At 60.3% G+C, this 21,958-nt stretch carries 20 protein-coding genes and 1 pseudogene; 15 read left to right on the top strand and 6 right to left on the bottom strand.

The features are described from left to right. The 11 genes and pseudogenes from ACTRWK_RS13050 to ACTRWK_RS13000 all read left to right on the top strand — a co-directional run. Window positions 1-693, top strand: a pseudogene (locus tag ACTRWK_RS13050) (cytochrome P450); the annotation flags it as partial. A 192-nt stretch (window positions 694-885) separates the two neighbouring features. Beyond that, the gene (locus ACTRWK_RS13045; RefSeq protein WP_462843950.1) at window positions 886-1,878 is read left to right on the top strand and encodes a transferrin-binding protein-like solute binding protein; all 993 of its coding nucleotides are present in this window, start codon (window positions 886-888) and stop codon (window positions 1,876-1,878) included. A gap of 164 nt (window positions 1,879-2,042) precedes the next feature. Next, window positions 2,043-3,323, top strand: a complete 1,281-nt coding sequence (locus ACTRWK_RS13040) for a surface lipoprotein assembly modifier (protein ID WP_462843949.1) — start codon at window positions 2,043-2,045, stop codon at window positions 3,321-3,323. Between the two features lie 220 nt (window positions 3,324-3,543). Then, window positions 3,544-5,031: an aldehyde dehydrogenase family protein gene (locus ACTRWK_RS13035; RefSeq protein WP_289082059.1), complete on the top strand. Its 1,488-nt coding sequence runs from the start codon at window positions 3,544-3,546 to the stop codon at window positions 5,029-5,031. Window positions 5,032-5,061: 30 nt separating this feature from the next. Beyond that, a complete protein-coding gene (locus tag ACTRWK_RS13030) occupies window positions 5,062-5,943 on the top strand; it encodes an NAD(P)-dependent oxidoreductase (protein WP_278375721.1) in 882 nt (293 codons plus the stop codon). Between the two features lie 88 nt (window positions 5,944-6,031). After that, window positions 6,032-7,012, top strand: a complete 981-nt coding sequence (locus ACTRWK_RS13025; RefSeq protein ID WP_289082060.1) for a TRAP transporter substrate-binding protein — start codon at window positions 6,032-6,034, stop codon at window positions 7,010-7,012. Between the two features lie 52 nt (window positions 7,013-7,064). Next, on the top strand, window positions 7,065-7,586 hold the full coding sequence (locus ACTRWK_RS13020; RefSeq protein ID WP_037942018.1) for a TRAP transporter small permease: 522 nt from the start codon (window positions 7,065-7,067) through the stop codon (window positions 7,584-7,586). After that, window positions 7,579-8,862 carry a TRAP transporter large permease gene (locus ACTRWK_RS13015; RefSeq protein WP_289082061.1) on the top strand — a complete coding sequence of 428 codons (1,284 nt, stop codon included), beginning with the start codon at window positions 7,579-7,581 and terminating at the stop codon, window positions 8,860-8,862. Before ACTRWK_RS13020 ends, ACTRWK_RS13015 begins: the two co-directional genes overlap by 8 nt. A gap of 126 nt (window positions 8,863-8,988) precedes the next feature. Next, window positions 8,989-9,660 carry a sigma-70 family RNA polymerase sigma factor gene (locus ACTRWK_RS13010; RefSeq protein WP_005849004.1) on the top strand — a complete coding sequence of 224 codons (672 nt, stop codon included), beginning with the start codon at window positions 8,989-8,991 and terminating at the stop codon, window positions 9,658-9,660. Window position 9,661: 1 nt separating this feature from the next. Beyond that, the gene (locus ACTRWK_RS13005) at window positions 9,662-11,110 is read left to right on the top strand and encodes a flagellar hook-length control protein FliK (protein ID WP_289082062.1); all 1,449 of its coding nucleotides are present in this window, start codon (window positions 9,662-9,664) and stop codon (window positions 11,108-11,110) included. Between the two features lie 13 nt (window positions 11,111-11,123). Further along, window positions 11,124-11,795, top strand: coding sequence for a flagellar hook assembly protein FlgD (locus tag ACTRWK_RS13000; protein ID WP_037966661.1), 672 nt, complete (start codon window positions 11,124-11,126; stop codon window positions 11,793-11,795). A 9-nt stretch (window positions 11,796-11,804) separates the two neighbouring features. On the opposite strand, the gene ACTRWK_RS12995 is transcribed toward ACTRWK_RS13000, so the two are convergent. Genes ACTRWK_RS12995 through ACTRWK_RS12975 form a run of 5 tightly spaced genes read right to left on the bottom strand, consistent with a single transcriptional unit; the run spans window position 11,805 to window position 15,243 of the window. Then, complete coding sequence (locus ACTRWK_RS12995) at window positions 11,805-12,260, bottom strand: hypothetical protein (protein WP_037942022.1); 456 nt, start codon at window positions 12,258-12,260, stop codon at window positions 11,805-11,807. A 14-nt stretch (window positions 12,261-12,274) separates the two neighbouring features. After that, a complete protein-coding gene (locus ACTRWK_RS12990) occupies window positions 12,275-13,012 on the bottom strand; it encodes a flagellar basal body L-ring protein FlgH (RefSeq protein WP_005849010.1) in 738 nt (245 codons plus the stop codon). Then, complete coding sequence (gene flgA / locus ACTRWK_RS12985) at window positions 13,009-13,692, bottom strand: flagellar basal body P-ring formation chaperone FlgA (protein WP_037942023.1); 684 nt, start codon at window positions 13,690-13,692, stop codon at window positions 13,009-13,011. The genes ACTRWK_RS12990 and flgA overlap by 4 nt, the downstream gene beginning before the upstream one ends. Before the next feature lie 12 nt (window positions 13,693-13,704). Continuing rightward, window positions 13,705-14,490: a flagellar basal-body rod protein FlgG gene (gene flgG, locus ACTRWK_RS12980; RefSeq protein ID WP_005849013.1), complete on the bottom strand. Its 786-nt coding sequence runs from the start codon at window positions 14,488-14,490 to the stop codon at window positions 13,705-13,707. A gap of 21 nt (window positions 14,491-14,511) precedes the next feature. Beyond that, on the bottom strand, window positions 14,512-15,243 hold the full coding sequence (locus ACTRWK_RS12975; RefSeq protein ID WP_240790865.1) for a flagellar hook-basal body complex protein: 732 nt from the start codon (window positions 15,241-15,243) through the stop codon (window positions 14,512-14,514). A gap of 118 nt (window positions 15,244-15,361) precedes the next feature. Here ACTRWK_RS12975 and ACTRWK_RS12970 point away from each other — a divergent pair, with 118 nt between their 5' ends. The 4 genes from ACTRWK_RS12970 to ACTRWK_RS12955 all read left to right on the top strand — a co-directional run bounded on the left by ACTRWK_RS12970 (window position 15,362) and on the right by ACTRWK_RS12955 (window position 21,145). Continuing rightward, window positions 15,362-17,179 carry a tetratricopeptide repeat protein gene (locus tag ACTRWK_RS12970; RefSeq protein ID WP_289082063.1) on the top strand — a complete coding sequence of 606 codons (1,818 nt, stop codon included), beginning with the start codon at window positions 15,362-15,364 and terminating at the stop codon, window positions 17,177-17,179. 129 nt (window positions 17,180-17,308) lie between these two features. Continuing rightward, entirely contained in the window at window positions 17,309-18,610 is a 1,302-nt protein-coding gene (locus tag ACTRWK_RS12965) for a flagellar hook protein FlgE (RefSeq protein ID WP_005849017.1), read from the top strand. A 26-nt stretch (window positions 18,611-18,636) separates the two neighbouring features. After that, window positions 18,637-20,055 (top strand): flagellar hook-associated protein FlgK, encoded by a 1,419-nt coding sequence (gene flgK / locus ACTRWK_RS12960; RefSeq protein ID WP_289082064.1) that lies wholly within the window; start codon window positions 18,637-18,639, stop codon window positions 20,053-20,055. A 10-nt stretch (window positions 20,056-20,065) separates the two neighbouring features. After that, window positions 20,066-21,145, top strand: a complete 1,080-nt coding sequence (locus ACTRWK_RS12955) for a flagellin (RefSeq protein ID WP_289082065.1) — start codon at window positions 20,066-20,068, stop codon at window positions 21,143-21,145. On the opposite strand, the gene ACTRWK_RS12950 is transcribed toward ACTRWK_RS12955, so the two are convergent. After that, window positions 21,146-21,850: a response regulator transcription factor gene (locus ACTRWK_RS12950; RefSeq protein WP_289082066.1), complete on the bottom strand. Its 705-nt coding sequence runs from the start codon at window positions 21,848-21,850 to the stop codon at window positions 21,146-21,148. Window positions 21,851-21,958: the final 108 nt, after the last annotated feature.

Below are 21,958 nucleotides of genomic sequence, written 5' to 3'. Positions count from 1 at the left end.
AGCATGGATGAGACGATCTGGACGGCGCAGGGCTGGGCCGCGTTCAACGATGCCTTGTCAGAGCTGGAGCATGAGGTCGGCCCCCTTGGCATACCGCGCGATCTGCTGCGGCCGGTGATCCCCGACAATGATTTCCGCCATGGCGAGGATGACCCCTTGGGGCTGTATTGCCCGATCGGGTCGCATATCCGCCGCGCCAATCCGCGCGACAGTTTCCGCCCCGGTCACGAGATCACTTTGCAGATCAACAACCGCCATCGGCTGTTGCGGCGGGGCCGGACCTATAGCAGCGCGTTTGACACGCCGCAGGACGCAGGCTTGATCGACGCGGGCTGGGTGCGGCGTGATACCGAGACCGTACCGCCGGTTGAGCAAGAGGAAGGCACCTTCTTTATGTGCTTTAACGCCAATATCGAACGGCAGTTCGAATTCGTGCAGCAGACCTGGATCAACGCAGACGGGTTCCACGGCGGGCGGCATGGGCCGGACCCTTTGATCACGCCGAAACAGAAGGGTGATACGTTCATTATTCCGGGGTCGGAGGAATCGCTAGCACTGGATATGTGCCCGATGTCCCGCGCGGAAGGGGAGGGGGTCGCACAGCCTGCGCCGGTGGATTTCACCCGAACGGTGGCGGGGGGGTACTTCTTTATGCCAAGCAAACAGGCGCTGGCATATCTGTCGCAACTATAGGTTAGGCCCCCTAGCGTGTAGCGATGAAAAACCGCCTGATGCGTTCTTTTTTCACGATTTTTTCACGGAGCGCCGCGCAAAAAATTACGGTACGTTTACGGTCGATTTTTAACCTTTCTTAACCTGCTGCGATTTCGGCAGGCACCCGCCCGCTTGGGGCTATTTAGAAAGGGCATTGAAATGAAACTTTACATGCAACTGATGACAACGACCGCGCTGGCGCTGAGCGTCGCGGCCTGCGGGTCATCGAACGGGGTCGACAAGGTGATTGATGTGACAGACATCACCGAAGAGGCGCAGGCCAAACGGACCTTTGCAACAGACGAGGACGGTGATCCGGTCGATGCCGGTGCTGCGATCGCGTCAGGCAAGACACTGACCGCGCGCGCCGTGGGCGTCGCCTTGCAGAACCTGAACTATCACACCGGGGAAACCAGCACGACGACTGATGTCACCGCGTCGATCAAGCGCAATGACGATGGCGCGCTGACCGTGACCATCGACGGCGAAGAGCTGGCGTTCACCCCTGCCGACGTGAATGGCGAAGGTGACGGCTACGAGGTCGAGGTGGATGGCAAATTCGCCGGGGTCTATAACTTTAATGGTCCGGTCGAAGAACTGCTGACGGCGGGCAATGGCTTTGCCCAGGTGGTAAGCATTTTCCGGACATCCGAGAACGCCGAAGGTCACGTGTCGGGTGACAATACCTTTGCGATCTTTGGCACAGAGACGGCGGATGAAGATCTGAAAGATCTGCCAAAAGCCGAATATACGGGTCGGTCGCGGATCAATGTTGTGCCAAACAGCGGCTTCGAATCGAACAGCGAAAGCCGGTACAAGGTGCGTAGTGAGATCGCGATGACGGCAGACTTTGGCGCCGGCGAGATCTGGGGCACCATCGGGAACACCACCATCGAAGACCCCGAAGACGGTGTACGTGACGCCGTTGAAGGGACCATCGCGATGGATAAAACCACGTTCGATAACAACGGTTTTGCCGGGACATTGACGGCAGATGCGGACTTCATCAGCGATATCGACGTCAATAGCGCCGAAGGGACGTACTCCGGTGCGTTCTATGGGCCAAACGCCGAACAGGTTGCCGGTGCGCTGACATTTGGTATCGGCGCTGACGACGGGTCGCTGAACGGGAACGGCTACTTCTCGGCCGACAAAGTCGACTAAGGTCGACGACAACGGGATAGAGAAGCGTCGATCAAATTACGGGTCCCGCTTCTCTGGGCGTGGGCATGACCTCAAGCCATGCCTGCGTCTCCCCATTATTTCATGTGGGAGACGCAGTGCAGAGTTCAGGTTTCACGCCGATTTAACTGCTTGAGGGTTAATCCATGAAACATCTTCTTTTTGCCGCCCTGATGGGCGTTCTTTTGGCGTGCCAATCGCCCGGACAGGCGCAGGCCGCGACACCACAGGACTATCTGGAACAGGGAAACTATGACGCCGCGCGGGCCAGTCTGGCGCAGTTGGTCAAGGGGGATCCGAACGGGCCGCTGCATCAGGCCTATCTGGAAGGTCAAATCCTGATGCGCCAGAACCAGCCTGCGGCGGCGGTTGATCTGTTTCGCGATCTGGTACGCATCGCGCCCGATTATGAACCGGCAAGACGAGAGCTGACCCTGCTGCTGGCCTATCGCGGTGACGTGACCGCTGCGCGCTATCATGCGGAACGGTTGGTCGCGGAAACCGCTGACGAACAGCTGCGCGCCGGATTGCAGACCTTTATCCTGAACAATACCTCGCGCAAGCCCGGAGGCTTTGCCCTGCGGTTCGCGCTGTTGCCGTCGTCAAACCAGACCCGCGGCAGTGCCGAGCAGGAGATTCTGATTGGCGGGGTGCCGTTCACGCTGAACCCTGCGTCGCGGGCGTCTTCCGGGGTGGGGCTGGCGATTGGCGGCACTGCGTGGCAGCGCTGGCAATGGAATGAAAGATGGTCCGGCGTGGGCACCGCCAGTCTGGATGCGAAATTCTACGATTCCGCGCTGAACACGGAAACCACGGCTGTCGCACGGTTCGATGTCATTCGAGGCGGGCAGCGGGGGCGGTTCTCTTTCGGGCCGATTGCCGAGCTGAGCTTTTCTGATTCAGACATCGTGCGACGACGGTGGGGGGCGGAGCTGCGCGGCGCCTATCAGCTGCGTCCGCGTGATCTGGTGTCGGGTGCGCTGCGGTTTGATCGGCAGACCTATGACCAAAGCCCGTTTCGGGACGGGCACCGGATGCGGGCTTCGGTCTCGTACCAACATCGGCTGACGCCGACGCTCGGGCTATCCTTCGGCCTGTCGCAGCTGCGCGAGACGACACAGCGCGCGCATCTGGATCACCATGAAACCGGCGTGTCGATGGGGATCGACAAACAGTGGAAATCGGGTCTCTCGACCGGCGTGATACTGGCATACGAACAGGACAGATACGACGGCATCTTCCCCGGCACCACGACCCCGCGCGAGGATGACACCACCAGCCTCACCTTCACCGTGCAGCACAATAAGGTGCAGATCGGGAAATACGTGCCGCGCATCACCTATACCTACACGCGGGCGAAATCGAATGTGGCGTTGTTCGACTATGACAGCCACGACATCGGGGCGAGTCTCTCGCTCAAGTTCTGACGTGGGGCGGGCAGCCTGATGGGGTGCCCGTTCCTGCAAACACAAATGAGACGGCCCGAATATCCTGACAAAACACAGGTTTGCGGGCCATTCGGGCATGCCCTTGCCGTAAAACTTTCAAAAATTTGGATTAATTCGCCTACCTTACCTTGCGGCGCCTCGATCCGAGGTGCAGAAAGACGCCATCTACGCGGTGGTCTGCAAAGCAAGGGAGACACGTATGAAAGACTGGAACGCTTTGGCGAGCGCGCTGTATGACGGCAGCTTTCGGCCCATGTTCATCAATGGTAAATGGTGCCCGGCCCAATCGGGCGCAGAGATGGATGCGCGCAATCCGGCGAACGGGTCTTTGCTGGCGACCGTACCGGAGGGGGGCGCGGCGGATATTGATGCCGCCGTAAAATCCGCCCGCGCGGCGTTCGAGGGACCTTGGGCCAAGTTCACCCCGTTCGAGCGTCAGGCGCTGCTGCTGCGCATCGCCGACAAGTTCGAGGCAGAATGGGAACGCCTGTGTCTGTCGGACACATTGGATATGGGGATGCCGATCCAGCGCACACTGGCCAACAGCCGTCGCGTGTTGGGGATGTTGCGGTTCTATGCGGGGCAGGCGGTGATGATCCACGGCCAGACGATCCCGAACTCCTTCCCCGGCGAGATTTATTCATCCACCGTGCGTGAACCCGTGGGCGTGGTCGGGGCGATCATCCCGTGGAATGCGCCAATCGCCGGTTCCGTCTGGAAGATCGCGCCCGCGCTGGCGACCGGCTGCACCGTGGTGTTGAAACCGTCCGAGGAGGCGTCGCTGACCGTGCTGATGATCGCGCGGTTGATGCAAGAAGCGGGGCTGCCCGACGGGGTGTTGAATGTGGTGACCGGATTGGGGGCCGATGCCGGTGCCGCGCTGGCGGCGCATCCGGATGTGGACAAGATCGTGTTCACCGGCTCAACTGCCACCGGTCAGGCGATTGCCCGCGCGGCGACGGGCACGCTGAAACGCGTTTCGCTTGAGCTGGGGGGTAAATCGCCGGTCATCGTCTGTAAGGATGCGGATATCGACAAGGCGGTGCCGGTCGCGGCCATGTCGGTCTTTGCCAATTCGGGTCAGATCTGCATCGCCGGATCGCGGCTGTTTGTGGCGCGCGAGATCCATGATGAATTCACCCGCCGCGTCGCGGAGTTTGCCGCAGGGCTGAAGATCGGGCAGGGGATTGACGAGGGCACGGATATCGGGCCCATCATCTCGGCCCGTCAGGCTGAACGGATCGCCGGTTTCCTGTCGGACGGTCCGGCCGAGGGCGCAACGGTTCTGACCGGCGGGCAACGTGCCGAAGGGGCGGCGCTGGAGGGCGGGCATTTCATCCAGCCCACCGTTTTTGGCGGCGTCACCGACGACATGCGCATCGCCCGCGAAGAGATCTTCGGCCCCGTGATTTCCGCGCTGCCGTTCGATGATCTGGACGAGGTCGTGACACGCGCCAATGACACGCCCTATGGGCTGGCTGCTGGTGTATTCTCGACCAATCTGGGGACGGCGCACAAGCTGGCGCATCGGCTGAAAGCAGGGTCCGTCTGGGTGAATATGTATCACGCCATTGATCCAGCAGTGCCCTTTGGCGGGGTCAAGATGTCGGGGTATGGCCGCGAAGGCGGGACCGAGCATCTGGAAGAATATCTGGACACCAAAGCGATCTGGATCAACGCGGATTAAACCGCGCTGCGGGACAAAGGGAGGAACGCGATGAAAGTTGGCATTATCGGTGTCGGTCTGATGGGCCACGGCATTGCGCGGAACGTCTTGCGCAAGGGCAAGTTCGAACTGGGCTTTCTGGATCACCCCGGCAACCAGCCGGTAGACGAGATTACGGGCCTTGGCGCGGTGGCCTATGACACGCCTGCCGCGCTGGCGGCGGTGAGTGATGTGATCATACTCTGCGTCACGGGATCGCCACAGGTGGAGGCGATTGTCACCGGCGATAACGGACTGGTGTCGGCGTTGAAACCCGGTGCGGTGGTTGTCGATTGTTCGACCGCGCTGCCCGACAGCACCCTGCGTATGGGCGACGCGGTGCAGGCCGCGGGCGGGGCCTATCTGGATGCGCCGATGACGCGCACGGCGAAACACGCCCATGACGGGGCGTTGAACCTGTTGGTGGGGGGTGACGCCGCGGTGCTGGAAAAGGTCCGGCCCGTGCTGGCAAGCTTTACCGATACGGTCGACCACGTCGGTGCGCTTGGCCACGGGCACCGGTTAAAGCTGCTGCATAACTATGTGTCGGTGGGGTTCATGACCCTGCTGGCCGAGGCCGCAGCGCAGGCCGCCGATGCACAGATCGATCCGCAGGTCTTTGTGGATGTTCTGGCCGGTGGCGGCGGGGCCAGTGTCGCGCTGGACCGCCTTGCCCCCTATATCACGCAAGGCGACCGCGAAGGGCTGCCGTTTTTCGTTAGCAATGCACAAAAAGACATCGACTATTACCGTGCCATGTCGACCGCATCGGGGGCGCAACAGACCGTCGCCGATAACGTCTCTGCCGCGCTCGCCCGAACGGTCGAGGCGGGGCATGGTCAGGCCTATGTGCCCGAGCTGGTAAAGTTGTTCCGGAAATCCGCGCAGGGCTAAGGCAGCGTTGCGTGGTGCCACGAGGGCTGCATCTTGTCAGCTTTGGTGGGTTTAGATAGCACATCCACAAGGTTACTGGGAGGTTACCATGAAATTCAATCTGACACATTTTGCGGCCGCAAGCGCCTTTGTCGCGCTGGCGGGTGCCGCCGCCGCGCAGACCGAGATCAAGATCGGCTATGCTCTGGCCCCCGACAGCCACTACGGCGTCGCGGCGCAGAAATTCGAAGAGGTCGTGCTGGCGGAGACCGGCGACCAGTTCAGCTTCAAGCATTTCCCGTCCTCGGGTCTGGGCGGTGAACGCGAAGTGATCGAGGGGCTGCAACTGGGCACCATCGAGGCAACAATCGTGTCCTCGGGCACGCTGGCGAACTTCGTCCCCTCCACCGGTGTTTTTGACATTCCGTTCCTGTTCAGCGGGTTGGACCACGCCCGCGCCGTGCTGGACGGGCCCATCGGTCAGGACATTCTGGGCGAGTTCGACACTGTCGGCCTGCACGGTCTGGCATGGGGCGAACAGGGCTTTCGCCACATCACCAACAACCGCAATGCGATCCACACGCCTGCCGATGTCGAAGGGCTGAAGATCCGCACGATGGAAAACCCCGTGCACCTCGCCGCCTTCGACGCCATGGGGGCCGCCCCCACGCCGATGGCTTGGCCCGAGGTGATTTCGTCGTTGCAGCAAGGTGTGATCGACGGTCAGGAAAACCCGCTGTCGGTGATCGTTTCGGTCAAGCTGAACGAAGTTCAGAAATATCTGACCTTGTCGGGCCACGTCTATTCGCCCGCGATGCTGCTGGTGTCCAAACCTTTCTGGGACGGGCTGGACGACGATCAGAAAGCCGCGATGGAGAAAGCCGCGACGCAAGCGGCTGCCGCGATGCGGGGCTATGTCGACAATGTGGAAACCTCGGGTGTGGAAACGCTGAAAGAGCGTGGCATGGAAGTAAACGCCCTGTCCGCCGAAGAGAAAGCCGCGTTTCAGGCGTCGATCAAATCGGCCTATGAAGGCTACTATGACACCTACGGCCAAGAGCTGGTCGACTCGATCGTAAACTTCGAGTGAGCAATACCGCCGGCATCCAACGGGTGCCGGCGACATCGGGCGAGGGGAAGCCGTGAAGAGACTGGAAACCATTTTCGTGGCGTTGAACGGTTGGGCGCTGATCCTCATGCTTTCGGCGATGACGCTGGTCGTCGGTGCCAATATCACCCTGCGCTATGTGACCGCCCATTCGCTGCCTTGGGCGGATGAGGCGGCGCGCTATCTGATGATCTGGATGACCTTTGGCGGCGCGGGTCTTGTGCTGCGCACCGGCGGGCATGTCGCGATCACCAACCTGCAGGATGCACTACCCAGCATGGGGCAAAAGCTGCTGCGGGCGGGGATTGCCTTGGGGCTTTTGGTCTTTTTCGGTTTCATGGTCTACGTCGGCATCCAGTATGCGCAGCGCATGCAGTATCAGGTGACGCCCGCACTGCGGATGCCCTTCCTGTATGTCTACGCCGCGATGCCGGTCGGGTTTGCGCTGCTGATCGCCCACCTGCTGCTGATTGCGCGCCCCTTCATCATGGCGGGGGATTATAAACGTATGGATGGGGCCACCGCCGATCCGCTGCCCGGAGGCGCAAATGGCTGAGATCCTTTTTCCCGCGCTTTTCGTACTGCTCGCCCTTGGTCTGCCCGTGGCCTTTGCGATGGCGATATCCGTCTTTGTCGCGCTGAGCTTCGGGTCGTCCTACCCCAACCTCGTTGTGGTGAAAGAGATGTTCTCGGGTCTTGATAGTTTCCCGCTGCTGGCGGTGCCGTTCTTTATCCTCGCGGCGGAGATCATGACCGGCGGGGCGGTGACCCTTGCGATGCTGCGCTTGGCGCAATCGCTGGTGGGACATCTGAAAGGCGGGTTGGGTCATGCGAATGTCGTCAGCTCTGCCATGTTCGCGGGGATCTCCGGCTCGGCGCTGGCCGATGCTGCGGGGCCGGGGACGATGATGATCCGCATGATGGAGAAGGGCGGCTATGGCCGTGCCTATGCCGGAGCGCTCACCATCTCGAGCTCGGTCGTGGGGCCGATTATCCCGCCGTCGATCACGATGATTATCTACGCCATGCAGGACCAACAGGTATCGGTCGGGTCGCTGTTCATGGCGGGTGTGCTGCCGGGTATCCTGATCACCGCAGCGGTGCTGCTGGCCAATGCGCGGGTCAGCCACAAACGCGGCTATGCCAGCGGCGCGCCGATGCCTCCCTTGGGAGAGATCGCGCGGATCGCGCTATACGCGCTGCCCGCGCTGATGTTGGTGGTGCTGATCGTCGGCGGTATCCGTTTTGGTGTGTTCACCCCGACCGAGGCGTCGGTGATCGCGGTCTTCTACGCGCTGTTCGTCGGCATGTTCATTTACCGGTCGCTGCGGGTCGCGGATCTGCCCGCGATCATTCTGCGCGCGGCCCTGGTGTCGGGGGCGGTGCTGTTGATCCTTGGCGCGGCGCGGGCCTTTGCCTGGGTGTTGATCATCGAAGGCGTGCCGCAGTTTCTGGCAGAGACGATCATTGCCTGGGATCTGTCGCCGATTGTCTTTTTGCTGGCGGTGAATGCGCTGTTGCTGGTCTTTGGCCTGTTTATGGACCCGCTGCCCGGGGTGATGATCCTTGTGCCGATCCTTGCGCCGATCAGCTTTGCGCTTGGCATCGACCCGGATCATTTCGCGATTATCGTGATTGTGAACCTGACCCTTGGTCTGACCACACCGCCGGTGGGAAGCCTGATTTTTGTCGTCTCGTCGGCGGTGAACATCAAGCCATCGGCCCTGATCAAGGAAATGCCACCGTTCTTTATCGCACTGATGGGGGCGTTGCTGTTGATCACCTTTATCCCTGCGCTGTCCACGTGGTTGCCGACGCTTAGCGGGTTCTAGGGGGAACTGTCCTTTGATATCGGGTTGTTTGCCAAGGATAAAACCCAATTTAACCGTGCCTTAAGCAAAATAAACTTTCCCAGATTCGTGAAGTGTGGTCATGTTGGGGAAAAAGTTGGGCAGGCAATGACAATAACTTATGCAGCAGCGCGCAATGCGCCGATGTTGGCGTTGGAAGATGAACGTGTCCTGTTAAAGGATTGGCAGGTTAGCAAAGATAAGTTCGCGCTTGAATCCTTGGTGCTGTCCCATGCGCGTATCGTGTTCTACTGGGCGCGCAAGCTCAGCGATGATCAGGCCGAACGCGAAGACCTGATTTCCGAAGGGATACTGGGGCTGATCCACGCCGCCGATCTGTTTGATCTGGATCGGGACGTACGGTTTTCGACCTATGCGAAATGGTGGGTCAAGAACGCCACGATGACCGCCCGCAACCACCTGCGTGCTATTGTCGAGACTCCGGCGGGCGTGCAGAAAACAGTGCAGCATTCCATTGACGATGATGACAGCTTTGCGCTGCTGGCCTCGGAAGACCCCAACCCCGAAGAGGCCGTGATCGCGCAGTCGTCGCAAACCCTGATCCGCGCGCGACTGCTTGAGGCGATGGAACGGCTTCAACCGATGGACCGCGAGGTGCTGCGGGCGCGGACCTTGCAGCAGCCCCCCGAAAGCATTCAGGATCTTGCCACGCGGATGGAGGTCACCCCCGCCAAGCTGCGCCAGATCGAACGCCGCGCGATGTCGCGGTTGAAGTATGAGCTCGCGGCGCGTGGCGTGATGACAAGCAAGATGCACTGAGATGAATGTCGCTTTATCCGCATTGATGACGGGGCAGGCTGGTGTGAAAACCGGCAAGGGCTCCAGCGCCGTGCCCGAAGGGTTCGCCGCGCTGATGGGGACCGTCGCAATTGGCGAGGCAGGTGCCGCGGTGCCGCCCTTCACCCTCGACCCCGATGGTGAGCCTATTCTGCTGGGTAGTGACGATGCTACCGCCGAAGGGATGGCAGATGTGCTGGGGCTTTCGCTGACCACAGAGCAAGCGGGCGATCCGACGGCCCTGTCGATGGAGGCATCCTTCACCGGTCTGATGTCGGCCGCCCAACCGACGGGCGAGGGGGCTATCGTTCAAGCAACTGGGCAAGTAACCACCGCAACCACGGTCGGCGCCCCCGCAGTCGCTGTGCCACAGGCATTCGTGCAAGGTGTCGCGGGCGAAACTGACCCTCAGTTGCCGTTGGCCGCGCCACCATTGGCCGCTGACGCGGTAGCGGCCAACGTGACGCAAACCGCTGTTAAGGTCGCGCCCGAAACGGCTGCACCTGCGGCGCGATCCCCTGTCGAGGCGAAAACCGATGTCAAAATCGCGGCACCCGCACCGCAACCCTCTGCTGTGCCGCAGCCCGTTGCTGCCCCCGCGACACCAGTAGCGGCACAGCAACCAATCGCTGCCACGGCAGAGGTTCAAAGCGTTGCGCAAACGCAGGGGGTGGCGGGGGTGCAACCTGTCCCTAAACCGCAGGTTAGTGACAAGGTTTCGACCCCGCCGCGTGCAGCACCCCAAGCCGCAGCCGCTGTTGAGGGAACCGCCCCGCCAGAACCATCGATCGACGCGGATACGCCCGTCGCGCCGTTGCGACAGGCCGCTTTCGGGGCAGAGCAGCCGACCTTCTTGAACGCAGGTCAGAATGGCGCAGCCGCACAGGGCAAAGCGCCCGTTGATGTCACCGCGACCTTCCGGCCCGCTGAGGTGGTTCAGGCGCAGCCCGTCGAAAGCAACGCGCTGATCCTCGCCGACCAAGCAAGCGATCTGAAAGCCGCCGCGCCAAGTGCCGAGACGCAGGCCAAACCCGCACCGAAACCCTTTGCCGATGCGCTGATTTCCCAAGTGAAGGCCGTCGAGGCGAAAGAGGGCCGCACCTCGGTCAGCTTGCATCCGCGCGGTTTGGGGCAAATCGAGATCGAGGTCGTCACCGACAAGGATAGCGGCACCCGCGTTGTGGTCCGTGTCGAGAACCCTGCCGTGCTGCAAACGCTGCGCGATGAACGCCAGCTTTTGGCGCAGGGGCTTGGGTTTACCGACGCGGGCAGCTTTGAATTCCAGCAGGGGTTCTCGGACGACGGTGCGCGCGATCAACAACGCTCTGCCGCGGGGTTCGGTGGGGGCATTGATGACGGCGCAGGCCCTGTGACCGCTGGCGTTCAGCACAAAAATGTGGTGGATGACGGACAACTTGATATTCTCACCTAAGGGGGTGTGATCCATGCTGACAAGCCAGACACTGTTGAACAATTTCACAAGCACGAACCAAAGCTCGGCGCAGGATTCACTGGGCCAGTTGGGCGAGGATTATACCAAGTTCCTGACCCTGCTGACCGCGCAGATCCAGAACCAGGATCCGCTTGAGCCGGTCGATAGCACGCAGTTCGTCGCACAGCTTGCGCAGTTGTCGCAGGTGGAACAAGCGGTGCAGACAAACACGCAGCTTGAGACTTTGACCAGCCAGATCAGCGGCTTGCTGAATCTGGGGGGCACCGATCTTTTGGGGCGCGATGTCACAGTGCAATCCGATGTGGTAATGCTGGAAGATGGCACGACCTCGACCTCCTACGAGGTGGGGGCCGGCGCAGCCGAGGTCAGCGCGAAAATCTATGATCCGCTGGGACGCAATGTGCGTACGATCAACGGCCTGTCCACAGTATCCGGCACCACGAACCCGCTGGGGTGGGATGGCAAGGACGATTACGGCAACGCGCAGTTGGCGGGGAAATACACCGTGGTGCTGACGGCGAAAGATGCCGCTGGCAACAATATCGCGATCCAGCCGTCGCGCAGTGCCCGCGTCGAAGATGTACGTTTCCGCGAGGGAGAGATCATCTTTGGACTGGACGGCGGCGAAACGGCGTCGTCGATCACCGTGAAATCGGCAAGCTGATCGGGTCTGTCAGTTCCGCAGGCTGGTATTGGCGTAAAAGCTGTTCAGCCGTGCCGTACGTACTGCCGGGAAATTAACGTAGAGCTTACGCACGATTTGCGCGGCAAGCTCCGCTTTGCGGGCTTCTTCTTCGATCGGTTGGGCGAGGCTCAGGTCGGTTTCTGCAAGCTCGGCGATCGCTGACACGGTTGCGTCACGCAAACGGGCGCGCCCGACGGCACCGTTGATCTCGTGAAACGACGAAGCCCCCATGACATAGACATCCATGTCAAACACCAGATGCAGGATTTTGCGGCTCTGGATGATTTGCATGGTGAATTTGCCCAAAGGCATCTTGAACATCAGCTCTTGCGACGCCGCCTGATCCGAGGGGGCTGATGTCGTTGGCCGCATAAAGCGTTCCCCGACATAGCCCATGGCCCCCGCACCAATCACGCAAACGGCGATGATGATGTATTTGATCACACCCGCGTCCTGCCTTAGTAGGGCAGGAACACTTCAAGCGCGTCCTGACCGTAGCGCGCGGTTTGCACCGTCGAAATCTGCCCGCGTCCGCCATAGGTGATCCGTGCCTCGGCGATCTTGTCGTAGTCGATGGTGTTCCCGACGTTGATATCGGACTGGCGGATGATGCCAGCGATGCGCAGCTCGCGCAGTTCGTTGTTCACCTTGACCTCTTGCCGTCCGGCGATCACGAAATTCCCGTTGGGTAGGGTCTGGATCACAAGGGCGGCCACCCGCAGACGTATGGTCTCGTTCCGGCGGATCGACCCTTCGCCTTCGCTGGACGAGCTGCTCGACAGGCCAATCAGCTGCCCGCTGTCGGTCGAGGTGTCGAAGTTCAGGATATCGGGGTCGTCCACCCCAGTGGAGGAGGACCGGCTGCGCCCTGTGGCATTTTGCAACTGCGCGCGGTCATCGATATCGATCAGAACGGTGACCAGATCGCCCACGTCGCCGGCGCGACGATCCTGAAACAGACGCGGTGTTGAATTGCTCCAGAGGCTGGCCTGATCGGCGCGTTTGGGCTGTTCGGGCGCTTTGGGCAGAGGCATCGGGATGCTCACGCGGTTGACCTCGCCCATGTGGTCGGGGCTGAGCGTCAGATCGCTGACCGTGGGGTTGTGGGTTTCCTGAAAATCACCACAGGCCGCCAGAAAAAGCGCCGAAGCTGCAAGCAGACAGCCGAGCCGAGCGGGAAAACGAAGGGATGTCATTGTACGACCTCGACGACGCCTGCTGCCATCGCGATGGTCGACAGGGCCTTGTTGCTGGAAAGATTGACGACGCGCAGTTCCTGACCCTTATGGGCATCATCCAGGGCACGTCCTTTGGCCGTTAGCTGCAGCCCGCCGTGGGTCAGGCGGATTTTGACCTTTTCACCGCGGCTGATGATACGGGGCGGCATGACCGAATTGCGCGGGACGGGGCGGCCGGTGACCAGCATACGACGCACCTGCTGGCCGACGAGTTGATCATACTCATTGATCGCATAGCTACCGACCCGCTGCATCGGCATTTCGACCAGCGATACGTCCTGGGCGCGGACGATTTCATCGGGCACGATGCGCCGGTTGGGAACAGGCACGGTCAATGTCACCATCGCCAGACCCCATACGCGTTGCGGGACACCGCTGTCGGTGACCACATTTGCGATGAATTGGCCCGAGTCAGGGTCGATCCAGAACTCCTGCACGAAGTTACCCTTCTTGATCATCCCCTCGGCCATGCGGATATCCAGCTTGGCTTTCGCGGGCAAAGTTGCCCCCAGTTCGGCGACGGCGCGTTCCTCGATCAGGTCGGTCACGGGCACGGCTTGTGCAAGCGCAGGGCCCGCCACCACAAGAGCGGCGGCAAGCTGGAACAACACGAAAAGGGCAATGGCAACACGTTTCATCGGTTCAACCCGTTACTTGATCTGGTTCGTGGTGGTCATGATCTGATCGGCGGTCTCGATCGCCTTGGAGTTCATCTCGTAGGCGCGCTGTGCCGAAATCAGGTCGGTGATCTGCTGGATGATATTGACGTTCGACTGTTCAAGATATCCCTGCCGCGTGATGCCGACGCCGGGGGTGCCGGGGACGTTCTGCACAGGCTCACCCGACGCGGCGGTCTGCTCCATCAAGTTGTCACCGACAGGTTTCAGGCCCGCTTCGTTCAGGAAGGTCGCAAAGTTCAACTGGCCCAGTTCCACCGGTTCAGGGTCGTTTTCAACATAGGCCATGACCACGCCTTCTTGGTTGATTTCGACCTGACGGGTCAGTTCGGGCACGATGATCGCGGGCTCTACCTCATAGCCGTTCAGGGTGACCAACTGGCCTTCGGCGCTGAGCTGGAAGTTCCCGTCGCGGGTAAAGGCCTGTGTGCCATCGGGACGGTTCACGGTGAAATAGCCGCGCCCCTCGATCGCGAGGTCCAACTGGTTTTCGGTCTGGATCAAGCCGCCCTGGATGTTGTGACGGATCACGCCCGCCGCCTGCACGCCCAAGCCGATATCAGTGCCTACAGGACGCGCAGTGCCTTCTTCGGAGGTCAGCGATCCGGCGCTCGCAAAGCTTTGATAGACCAGATCCTGAAACGCGGCGCGCCCGCTTTTAAAGCCGGTGGTATTGGCGTTGGCGATGTTGTTGGCGATGACGTCAACGTTGGTCTGTTGCGCCAACATGCCCGTGGCCGCGATCCCGAGTGCTTTCATCTTATGCTCCTTCCGGCGGCGTTATACGCGCCCAAGTTTCTGGATGGCCGTGCGGGTCAGATCATCGTCCGACCCCATCAGTTTGACCGAATTCTCATAGGCCCGCTGGATGTCGATCAGACGGGTCATTTCAAGGACGGCGTTCACGTTGCTGCCCTCGATAAAGCCCTGTTTGACCTGCGGGTTCTCCATCTGCTGTGGCTGGCCTGCGTTCGGGGGCAACTGGTACATGCCCGCGCCCATGGGCAGCATCTGCGCCGCCTCGTTGATCGCGACAACGCTGACCGCGCCAAGCACCGCGCCTTGGGGGTTGGTCACGGTGCCGCTGGTGGTGATCACCACCTCGTCACCCACATCATCGGGCAGCACGACAGGCCCGCCGCCCACGCCAAGCAGGGGCATACCACCTGCGGTTTTCAACTGGCCGTCGACATCGACCACAAGACGCCCGTGACGGCTGTATCCGGTTTCGCCGCCAGGCAGCTGGAAGCTGAGCCAGCCATCACCGGCCACGGCGATGTCCATCGGGTTGCCGGTCTGCATCAAGGGGCCGTCGGCAAGCTCAAGGTACGTCCCGCTTTCGCGCACATAGTTGATCGCGTTATCACCGCTGCCATCGGGTATGGATTCCAGCACGGGGTGGATCGCCTTGTAGCCCGAAGTCGTGGCGTTGGCGAGGTTATGCGCCGTCGTGTCCATGCTGCGGGTCAGCGCGGTTGCCTGAGAAAGCGCCACATAACTGATATTGCTCATCTCATCCTCCGGCGGTGCTGAAGCATCACGAAAAAACGCATTGTACATGTCATTGCAAATACAAATTTTCATGAATACAAGGATAAGGCAAGTTCTATTTACACTCTCAAGGATAGGTGTGCGCCAGTATATTTGCATAACGGTGGTTAAGGCGTTGCTGGTTCTTGCGGTTCCGGCGGGTGTACTTGTGGCCGCGCCCTCTGATGCGGTTGATACGCTGGATCACAGCGCGTTGGACGCAGGGCAGACATGGCGGCGGGATCTGGATTTGCGGCGCTGGTCCCCGGACGGGTTGCGCGATGATTTGCGACACAGCATTGCCAAGCTCGGCAGCCAACGGGGCAGCGACCAGACGCGGGTGATGATGGATGTGGCCGAACTGTATATGGCCCATATGCTGCTGTTCGAGGCGGGCTCTATCCTTGCCGAAGTAACCCCTGACACGCCGGTCCATAAACGCCGTCACCGTGCGCTGTCCGACGCGGTGCGTCTGCTGGCGGGGGAGGCACCGACGGCGGTAACGCCACCTTTCAGCACGTCTCCGCTGGCAGGCAACCGACCGGATCGCGCCTTTTGGGCCAGTCTGGACGCGATTGCCACCTCCGACGTTCGGCGCTTGTCGGATAATATCGAGCCAAGCTTTGGCGGGCTGAGCACACAGCCGGAGTCCGTCGTGCGGGCCGTTCTGCCGGTGCTGCTTGAAGCGGCGATTGAGCTGGATAAGCGTGAATATGTCGACGCGACGCTGCGCCTGCTGGACGAAATGCCAGAGCTGGCCGGGGCCGAATCCGGTACATTCCTGCGCGCACGGGCCGCGCAAAAGCGGGGGGACGCGGCGACCGCGCTCAAGATCTATCTGGAAGCGGCAGAGGGCTGGGACCAATACGCCGTGCGCGCCCGTTTGGCGGTTGCGGATATGGCGCTTGCCGATGGCGGAAGAGGGGCGCTGCTGGCGGCGCAATCGACCCTAGAAGGCGGATCAGAGGCGTGGCGCGGCGGGCGGTACGAGCTGGAAGTATTGCGCCGGCTTGAACGGGTGTACCACGCATTGGGCAATCATCCCGAAGCCGTGTTGACCCTTGGCCGTATTCTGCTGCGGTTCCCCGAACCTGCCGAAGCCGCCCCGATTGAGGCGCAGGCGCAAGAATTGCTGGCAGATATCTATAAAGCAGGGGGCGAGGGGCAGTATCCGCTGTCGGCTTGGGTCGCGCTGCATCTGCGTTTGCTGCCCTATTTCCGCTATACCGACGGGTTCACGGCGCAGATTGAAACACTGGGTGACTACGTCCTGAAACTGGGGTCGACCGATCTGGCGGCCAAGGAATACCGTCGTGCCGTGCGTATCTTGCAAGAAAAGCAGGAAGAACAAGGCACCTCCCGCGCGGCCGAGATTTTCCGCCTGAACATGAAGCTTGCGCAAGCGCAGGTGCAGGGGGGGCAATTCGCCGATGCACGGCTGACGTTGGAACTGATGGACGTCAGCGTCGCCCCCGAGATGGAGGAGGCGCATCAGAGTTTGCTGGCGCAAACCCTCTCGAAACTGGGGGATAAGCCTGCGTTACTGAAGGCGTCCGTCGATGCGCCAACGGCACAGCATTTGCGAGATGTGGGCCTCGCGCTGTCAGAAGAAGAGCGCTGGCCGCAAGCGGCGGACGTTCTTTCGCAGCTTTGGCGGACATATCCGCAGGATTTTTCCTTGCAGGATGCCACGCGCCTGTTGATCGCGGCCTATCGGTCCGAAGATCAAGAGACGCTACAGCAGGTGACGCGTTCGTTTCCCAGTCTCACGCCATCTAAAGATTTGATTTCGCTGGCAAATAGCATATCCGAGGTGCGCGATAACGTGCTGCCGCTGAGCGCGGGCGGGGCGGCGAAGCGGTTGGAGCAGCTAGAGAATGCCTTTGAAAGCATCGCGAATTCAGGGATATCTCCATGAACTCGGCTGCAAATTTCGGCTAAACCAAGGTTAGACAAAAATAAATCGCGAAAATTTAACCTTCTTTAAACCAATTCGATTATTTGTCCTGTTAGGCAAGAATACCAAGAACGACAACGAGGTAGGAAAATGAGCATTTCAAGTGCGCTTCAGACGGGTGTCAGCGGGCTGCGCGCCAACTCCAAGGCGGTTGGCAGCATCTCCGAGAACATCGCAAACTCGAACACGGTGGGGTACCGCCGCGGGTTCGCGCATATGGTCACGACCACTGCCTCGGGCGGGAATGGCGACGGGGTCCTGTCGGTCAACGCCGTTGAAGAGCTGGACATCGCGACAGCAGGCGGCCTGATCTCGACCAACTCCTCTACCGATCTGGCGATTGGCGGGAACGGTTTTTTCGCAGTGTCGATGAACCCGAACGAGACAGTGCAGACCAACTACATGCTGACCCGCGCGGGATCGTTCCTGCCGGACGAGCAGGGCAACCTGAAGAACGCGGCGGGATATTATCTTGCGGGCTACCCCTACGGGCTGGAAGGGGACATCGGGTCGGTCGACCGGACGTCCTTCAAGGATATGGAAACGGTCAACATCGGCAATCTGAACATCTCTGCCGGCGTGACGTCGACCATCACTGCCTTTGGCAACCTGCCATCGCAGGACACTGGCCAAGCCGATCCCGGCGCACCTTTTGTCACCTCGTCCGAAGTGTTCACCGCCTTGGGTGAAAGCCAGCGCGTGAGCTTTTCCTGGGCACCTGGCACCACGGCGAACACATGGGATCTGGCGATTGCGGATCAGAACGGCAATGGGCTGGGCAGTGTCACGATCGAGTTCAACAACGCCGGACCTGCGGCGGGCTCTCCGCTGAGCTATAGCAACATCAATTCCACCGCGACGGCACCTGCCGCCTTTACCGTGGACCCTGCGACAGGCGTGGCGACGATCACCCTTGATAACGGGGTTGTCCCGCAAGAGATCGACATCACTCTTGGCAAGCCCGGCGCATTTGACGGGATCAGCCAGTTCGCGGGGGATTTCAGCCTCGCGTTTGATCGGGACGGGTCCAGCGCGGGTGAGCTTGTGCGCACCGAGATTACCGAAGACGGCACATTGTTCGGCGTTTTTGACAATGGCATGCGCCGCGCGCTTTATGACATTCCTGTCGCTGTCGTCGCCAACCCCAATGGGCTGGTCGAAGTGAAGGGCAACGCCTATCGCCTGTCGGGTGAAACAGGGTCGTTCTCTGCTTTGCAGGCCAATTCTTCGACCGTGGGGTCGATCAACGCCGGTGCGCTTGAAGGGTCTAACGTGGACATTGCGCAAGAGATGACCGACCTGATCAAGGCGCAGCGGGCGTTTTCGACCAATGCCAAAGTGATCACCACCGTCGACGATATGATGGATGAAACCACCCGTCTGAAACGATAAGCCAGACGGTCTGACCGGAGCATGACATGAGCCTTTCGGGCGCGCTGAATTCGGCCACAGCCGGTTTGCATACGACACAGGGTCAGTCGCGGATCGCGGCCGATAACGTGTCGAATGCGATGACCCCCGGTTATGTCCGGCGCGAGGCGGTGCTGGTCACCGCCAGCGGCGGGCAGGGCGGTGCCGTCATCAGCGAGGTCCGCCGCGAGGTCGATGCGACGCTGCAACGGATGTCGCGGCTCGAAAACAGTCGGATGACGCAGTATCAGTCTATTCAGGAGGGGCTGACCACCTATACCGCCTATCTGGGGCAGCCCGGTGACGGCACATCGCCCGCAGACCGGTTTAACGATTTCCAGAACAGCCTGACAACGTTGGTCAATATGCCGTCGTCGAACGGGGCGCAGACATCCGTTGCGCTGGCGGCAGAGGATCTGGTGCGGTCGGTCAAAGGGGCGGCGACAACGCTGTCGACGACGTTGAACGACGTGAATATGGAAATCCGCTATGAAGTCGCGGACCTGAACACGGCCCTATACCAGTTGCGTGATCTGAATGCCTCGGGCAGCGGCTTTACCCCCGGTTCGCTGGAGGCCGCGCAGTTTGATGAAAAGGTCGACACGATCCTTGACCAGATTTCCGGGATCGTTGACACGCGGATACATCGGTCTTCGAACGGGTCGATCAGCCTTTATACGGTCAGCGGGGCCGCATTGCTGGAGGGGCGCGTCGTGCAGGATGTAACCTTTAACCCCAGCGACGGCACATTGATGGCGGGTAATCAGGACATCACCCCGTTCAAAGACGGTGTGCGTGGTATTCAGCACGGCAGTCTTGCGGGGCTTTCCGAGCTGAAGAGAGAGACTATACCGCAGTTTAGTCAACAGTTGGACGAATACGCGCGGGGGCTGATCCAGACCTTTGAAGAGGCCGATGCCAGCCTTGCGCCGGGCGAGGCGGGGCTGTTCACAGATAATGGGATCGCGTTTGATCCGGCGAATATCACCGGTCTGGCGAGCCGCTTGCAAATAAACAGCAAGATCTCCTCTACCGGCGAGGCGGAGGTTTGGCGTATCCGCGATGGTCTGGGGGCCACGTCCCCCGGTGCAGGGTCTGAAACGGTGCAGATCAACGCCTTTCTGGAAGGGCTCGACACCTCGATGAATGCGGCGACGGGCACGGGTATTCCGGCCGAGGTCACTTTGCGCGATTTTTCGGCAGAGATGATCACCAGCCAAGCGGCCACGCGCGCGCGGGCAGAGAATGACTTTAACGCTGCGGCCTCTGCGGCCGAGGTCGTGATGTCGGCGCGGCGCAACTCTGAAGGTGTGAATATTGACGACGAGATGCAGCAACTGCTGTTGATCGAACAAAGCTATGCGGCAAACTCCAGAGTGCTTACAGCAGTGTCAGAGATGATCGACACGCTGATCGCAGCGGTATGAGGCAGGGACAATGGTTCTAGGTATCAGCAGTTTTTCGTCGTTCCAGTTTAACCTTTTCAACCGTCAGAACGTGCAGCGCACGACACTGGAATTGCAACGGGTGAGCGAAGAAGTCTCTACCGGAAAGAAGGCCGACATCTATGCCGATCTGGGCCCGCGCGCGGCCTCGGTGATGAAGCTGCACGGGCGCGAGGCGAATACCCAGACCTTCATGACATCGAACGACGTGCTGGCGAGCAAGCTTGACGCGATGCTTGCGTCCGTCGATGCGGCACGCACGCAGGTACAATCGGTGCTGGAAAGCGCGCTGGTCAATGCCACACGCAATGGCAACGGGGCCGAGGTGTTGCAGATGCAAGCCCGCGCCGCGCTGGAAAGCCTCGTGTCGACGATGAACACGTCGTATAATGGCGAGAACCTGTTTTCGGGGCTGGAATCCAACAAGACCTCGCTGACCCGCTGGCCCGAAACCAGTGCCGACACAGGCCGTTCACCGCAATCGGTGGTCGAAGAGATTTTTGGCGCCGGTCCAACCGACCCAGCCAGCGCCCAAGCCATCGCGGATCAGCTAGAGACCGTGTTCAACTCGCAAGACGCCGACGCCAGCCGGAACTTTCAGGGCACCTTCTATCAAGGCTCGCCCGAGCGTGATGCCAGTGGGGCCGAGACAAAGCAGATCAGCGCCTGGGTGAATACCGGCCAAGAGGTCGTCTACGGTGTGCGCGCCAACGACCAGTCGTTCCGCGATGCCTACAAAGGGTTGGCGATGCTGGCCGTGACCGACGTGAGCCAGATGGACGAAGCGGCCTATAGCACCTGGATGTCAGAGGTGGTCGATAGCCTGTCGGCGTCGCAAGAGGGTATGTTGGATATTTCGGCGCGGATCGGGTTCAACCAGCAGATCGTCGAGAAGACCCAAACGCAGCTGAACGATCTGTCGCTGGTGCAGCGGACGCAAATCTCGAACTACGAAAGTGTTGATCCCTACGAGGCGATCACGCGCATGAATAGTCTGGAGACACAGTTGCAGGCGAGCTATCAGGTCTCCTCGCGGCTTTCGAGCCTTTCGATCCTGAATTACCTGCGCTGATCAACCGACTTTCGACGTCACCTCGGGCGAGCTTAGCTTGTAGCCGCGGCCATGCACGGTTTCGATATACTGCCAGCCTGATTTCGACGCGGAAGCGAGCTTTTTGCGCAGTTTGCAGATGTAGACGTCGATGACCTTATCGAAGGGCTGATCGATGCTGCTGCCGTAAATTGCGTCATAAATCGCGTCTTTAGAGATGACTTTGTTCGAGTTCAGCGCAAGATGCTGGAACACCGAATATTCCCGTTTCGACAGTTTGATGCGGCTGCCCGATACAATCGGATCGCGCCCGTCGAAATAGGCGGTCAGTTCTCCGACGATCACGCTTTCAGAGGCATGGCCATAGTGGCGCCGGATGATCGAATTGGTCCGCGACAGCACTTCGGCCCCACGGATCGGGCTGACGATCACATCATCCGCGCCAAGGTTCAGCAGGTCCGACGTATCCTTGGCGTTGCGGAAATCCTTGAGCACGATGACAGGGTTAACGCAGCCTGCGGTACGCATCGCGCGGATATATTCACGCGTATCGTCGCATTCACCGATCAGAACCGCATTGGTCTGGTGGCCGGGTTGCAGCAAAGGGCCAAGGCCCGTCGTGAAAAACTCGGCGGTGACGAACTGAAGCTCGATACCTGCGCTGCGCAGCTCTGCCGTAAGGCCGGCGCATCGTTCTTTCCGCTGTTCGAAAATATACATGCGCATGTTTGTGTGCCCTAAACCCTGACTATTCCTATCGGTAGCAAGTATATTCTGCGGTAGCAACAATTAATAGATGATTTAACTTGTATAAATCCGGTTATTACGTGATTA

It is taken from the genome of Sulfitobacter sp. G5_S2_6_S6, assembly GCF_054968505.1.
This window is presented reverse-complemented; position numbering and strand designations above follow the sequence as displayed.

Coding starts and splice junctions, on each gene's coding strand:
- ACTRWK_RS13000 (WP_037966661.1), top strand. CDS start 11,124: ATGCTGACAAGCCAGACACTGTTGAACAATTTCACAAGCACGAACCAA.
- flgG (WP_005849013.1), bottom strand. CDS start 14,490: ATGAAAGCACTCGGGATCGCGGCCACGGGCATGTTGGCGCAACAGACC.
- ACTRWK_RS13025 (WP_289082060.1), top strand. CDS start 6,032: ATGAAATTCAATCTGACACATTTTGCGGCCGCAAGCGCCTTTGTCGCG.
- ACTRWK_RS12965 (WP_005849017.1), top strand. CDS start 17,309: ATGAGCATTTCAAGTGCGCTTCAGACGGGTGTCAGCGGGCTGCGCGCC.
- ACTRWK_RS12990 (WP_005849010.1), bottom strand. CDS start 13,012: ATGACATCCCTTCGTTTTCCCGCTCGGCTCGGCTGTCTGCTTGCAGCT.
- ACTRWK_RS13015 (WP_289082061.1), top strand. CDS start 7,579: ATGGCTGAGATCCTTTTTCCCGCGCTTTTCGTACTGCTCGCCCTTGGT.
- ACTRWK_RS12950 (WP_289082066.1), bottom strand. CDS start 21,850: ATGCGCATGTATATTTTCGAACAGCGGAAAGAACGATGCGCCGGCCTT.
- ACTRWK_RS13035 (WP_289082059.1), top strand. CDS start 3,544: ATGAAAGACTGGAACGCTTTGGCGAGCGCGCTGTATGACGGCAGCTTT.
- ACTRWK_RS12975 (WP_240790865.1), bottom strand. CDS start 15,243: ATGAGCAATATCAGTTATGTGGCGCTTTCTCAGGCAACCGCGCTGACC.
- ACTRWK_RS13010 (WP_005849004.1), top strand. CDS start 8,989: ATGACAATAACTTATGCAGCAGCGCGCAATGCGCCGATGTTGGCGTTG.
- ACTRWK_RS12955 (WP_289082065.1), top strand. CDS start 20,066: ATGGTTCTAGGTATCAGCAGTTTTTCGTCGTTCCAGTTTAACCTTTTC.
- ACTRWK_RS13045 (WP_462843950.1), top strand. CDS start 886: ATGCAACTGATGACAACGACCGCGCTGGCGCTGAGCGTCGCGGCCTGC.
- ACTRWK_RS13030 (WP_278375721.1), top strand. CDS start 5,062: ATGAAAGTTGGCATTATCGGTGTCGGTCTGATGGGCCACGGCATTGCG.
- flgA (WP_037942023.1), bottom strand. CDS start 13,692: ATGAAACGTGTTGCCATTGCCCTTTTCGTGTTGTTCCAGCTTGCCGCC.
- ACTRWK_RS13040 (WP_462843949.1), top strand. CDS start 2,043: ATGAAACATCTTCTTTTTGCCGCCCTGATGGGCGTTCTTTTGGCGTGC.
- flgK (WP_289082064.1), top strand. CDS start 18,637: ATGAGCCTTTCGGGCGCGCTGAATTCGGCCACAGCCGGTTTGCATACG.
- ACTRWK_RS13005 (WP_289082062.1), top strand. CDS start 9,662: ATGAATGTCGCTTTATCCGCATTGATGACGGGGCAGGCTGGTGTGAAA.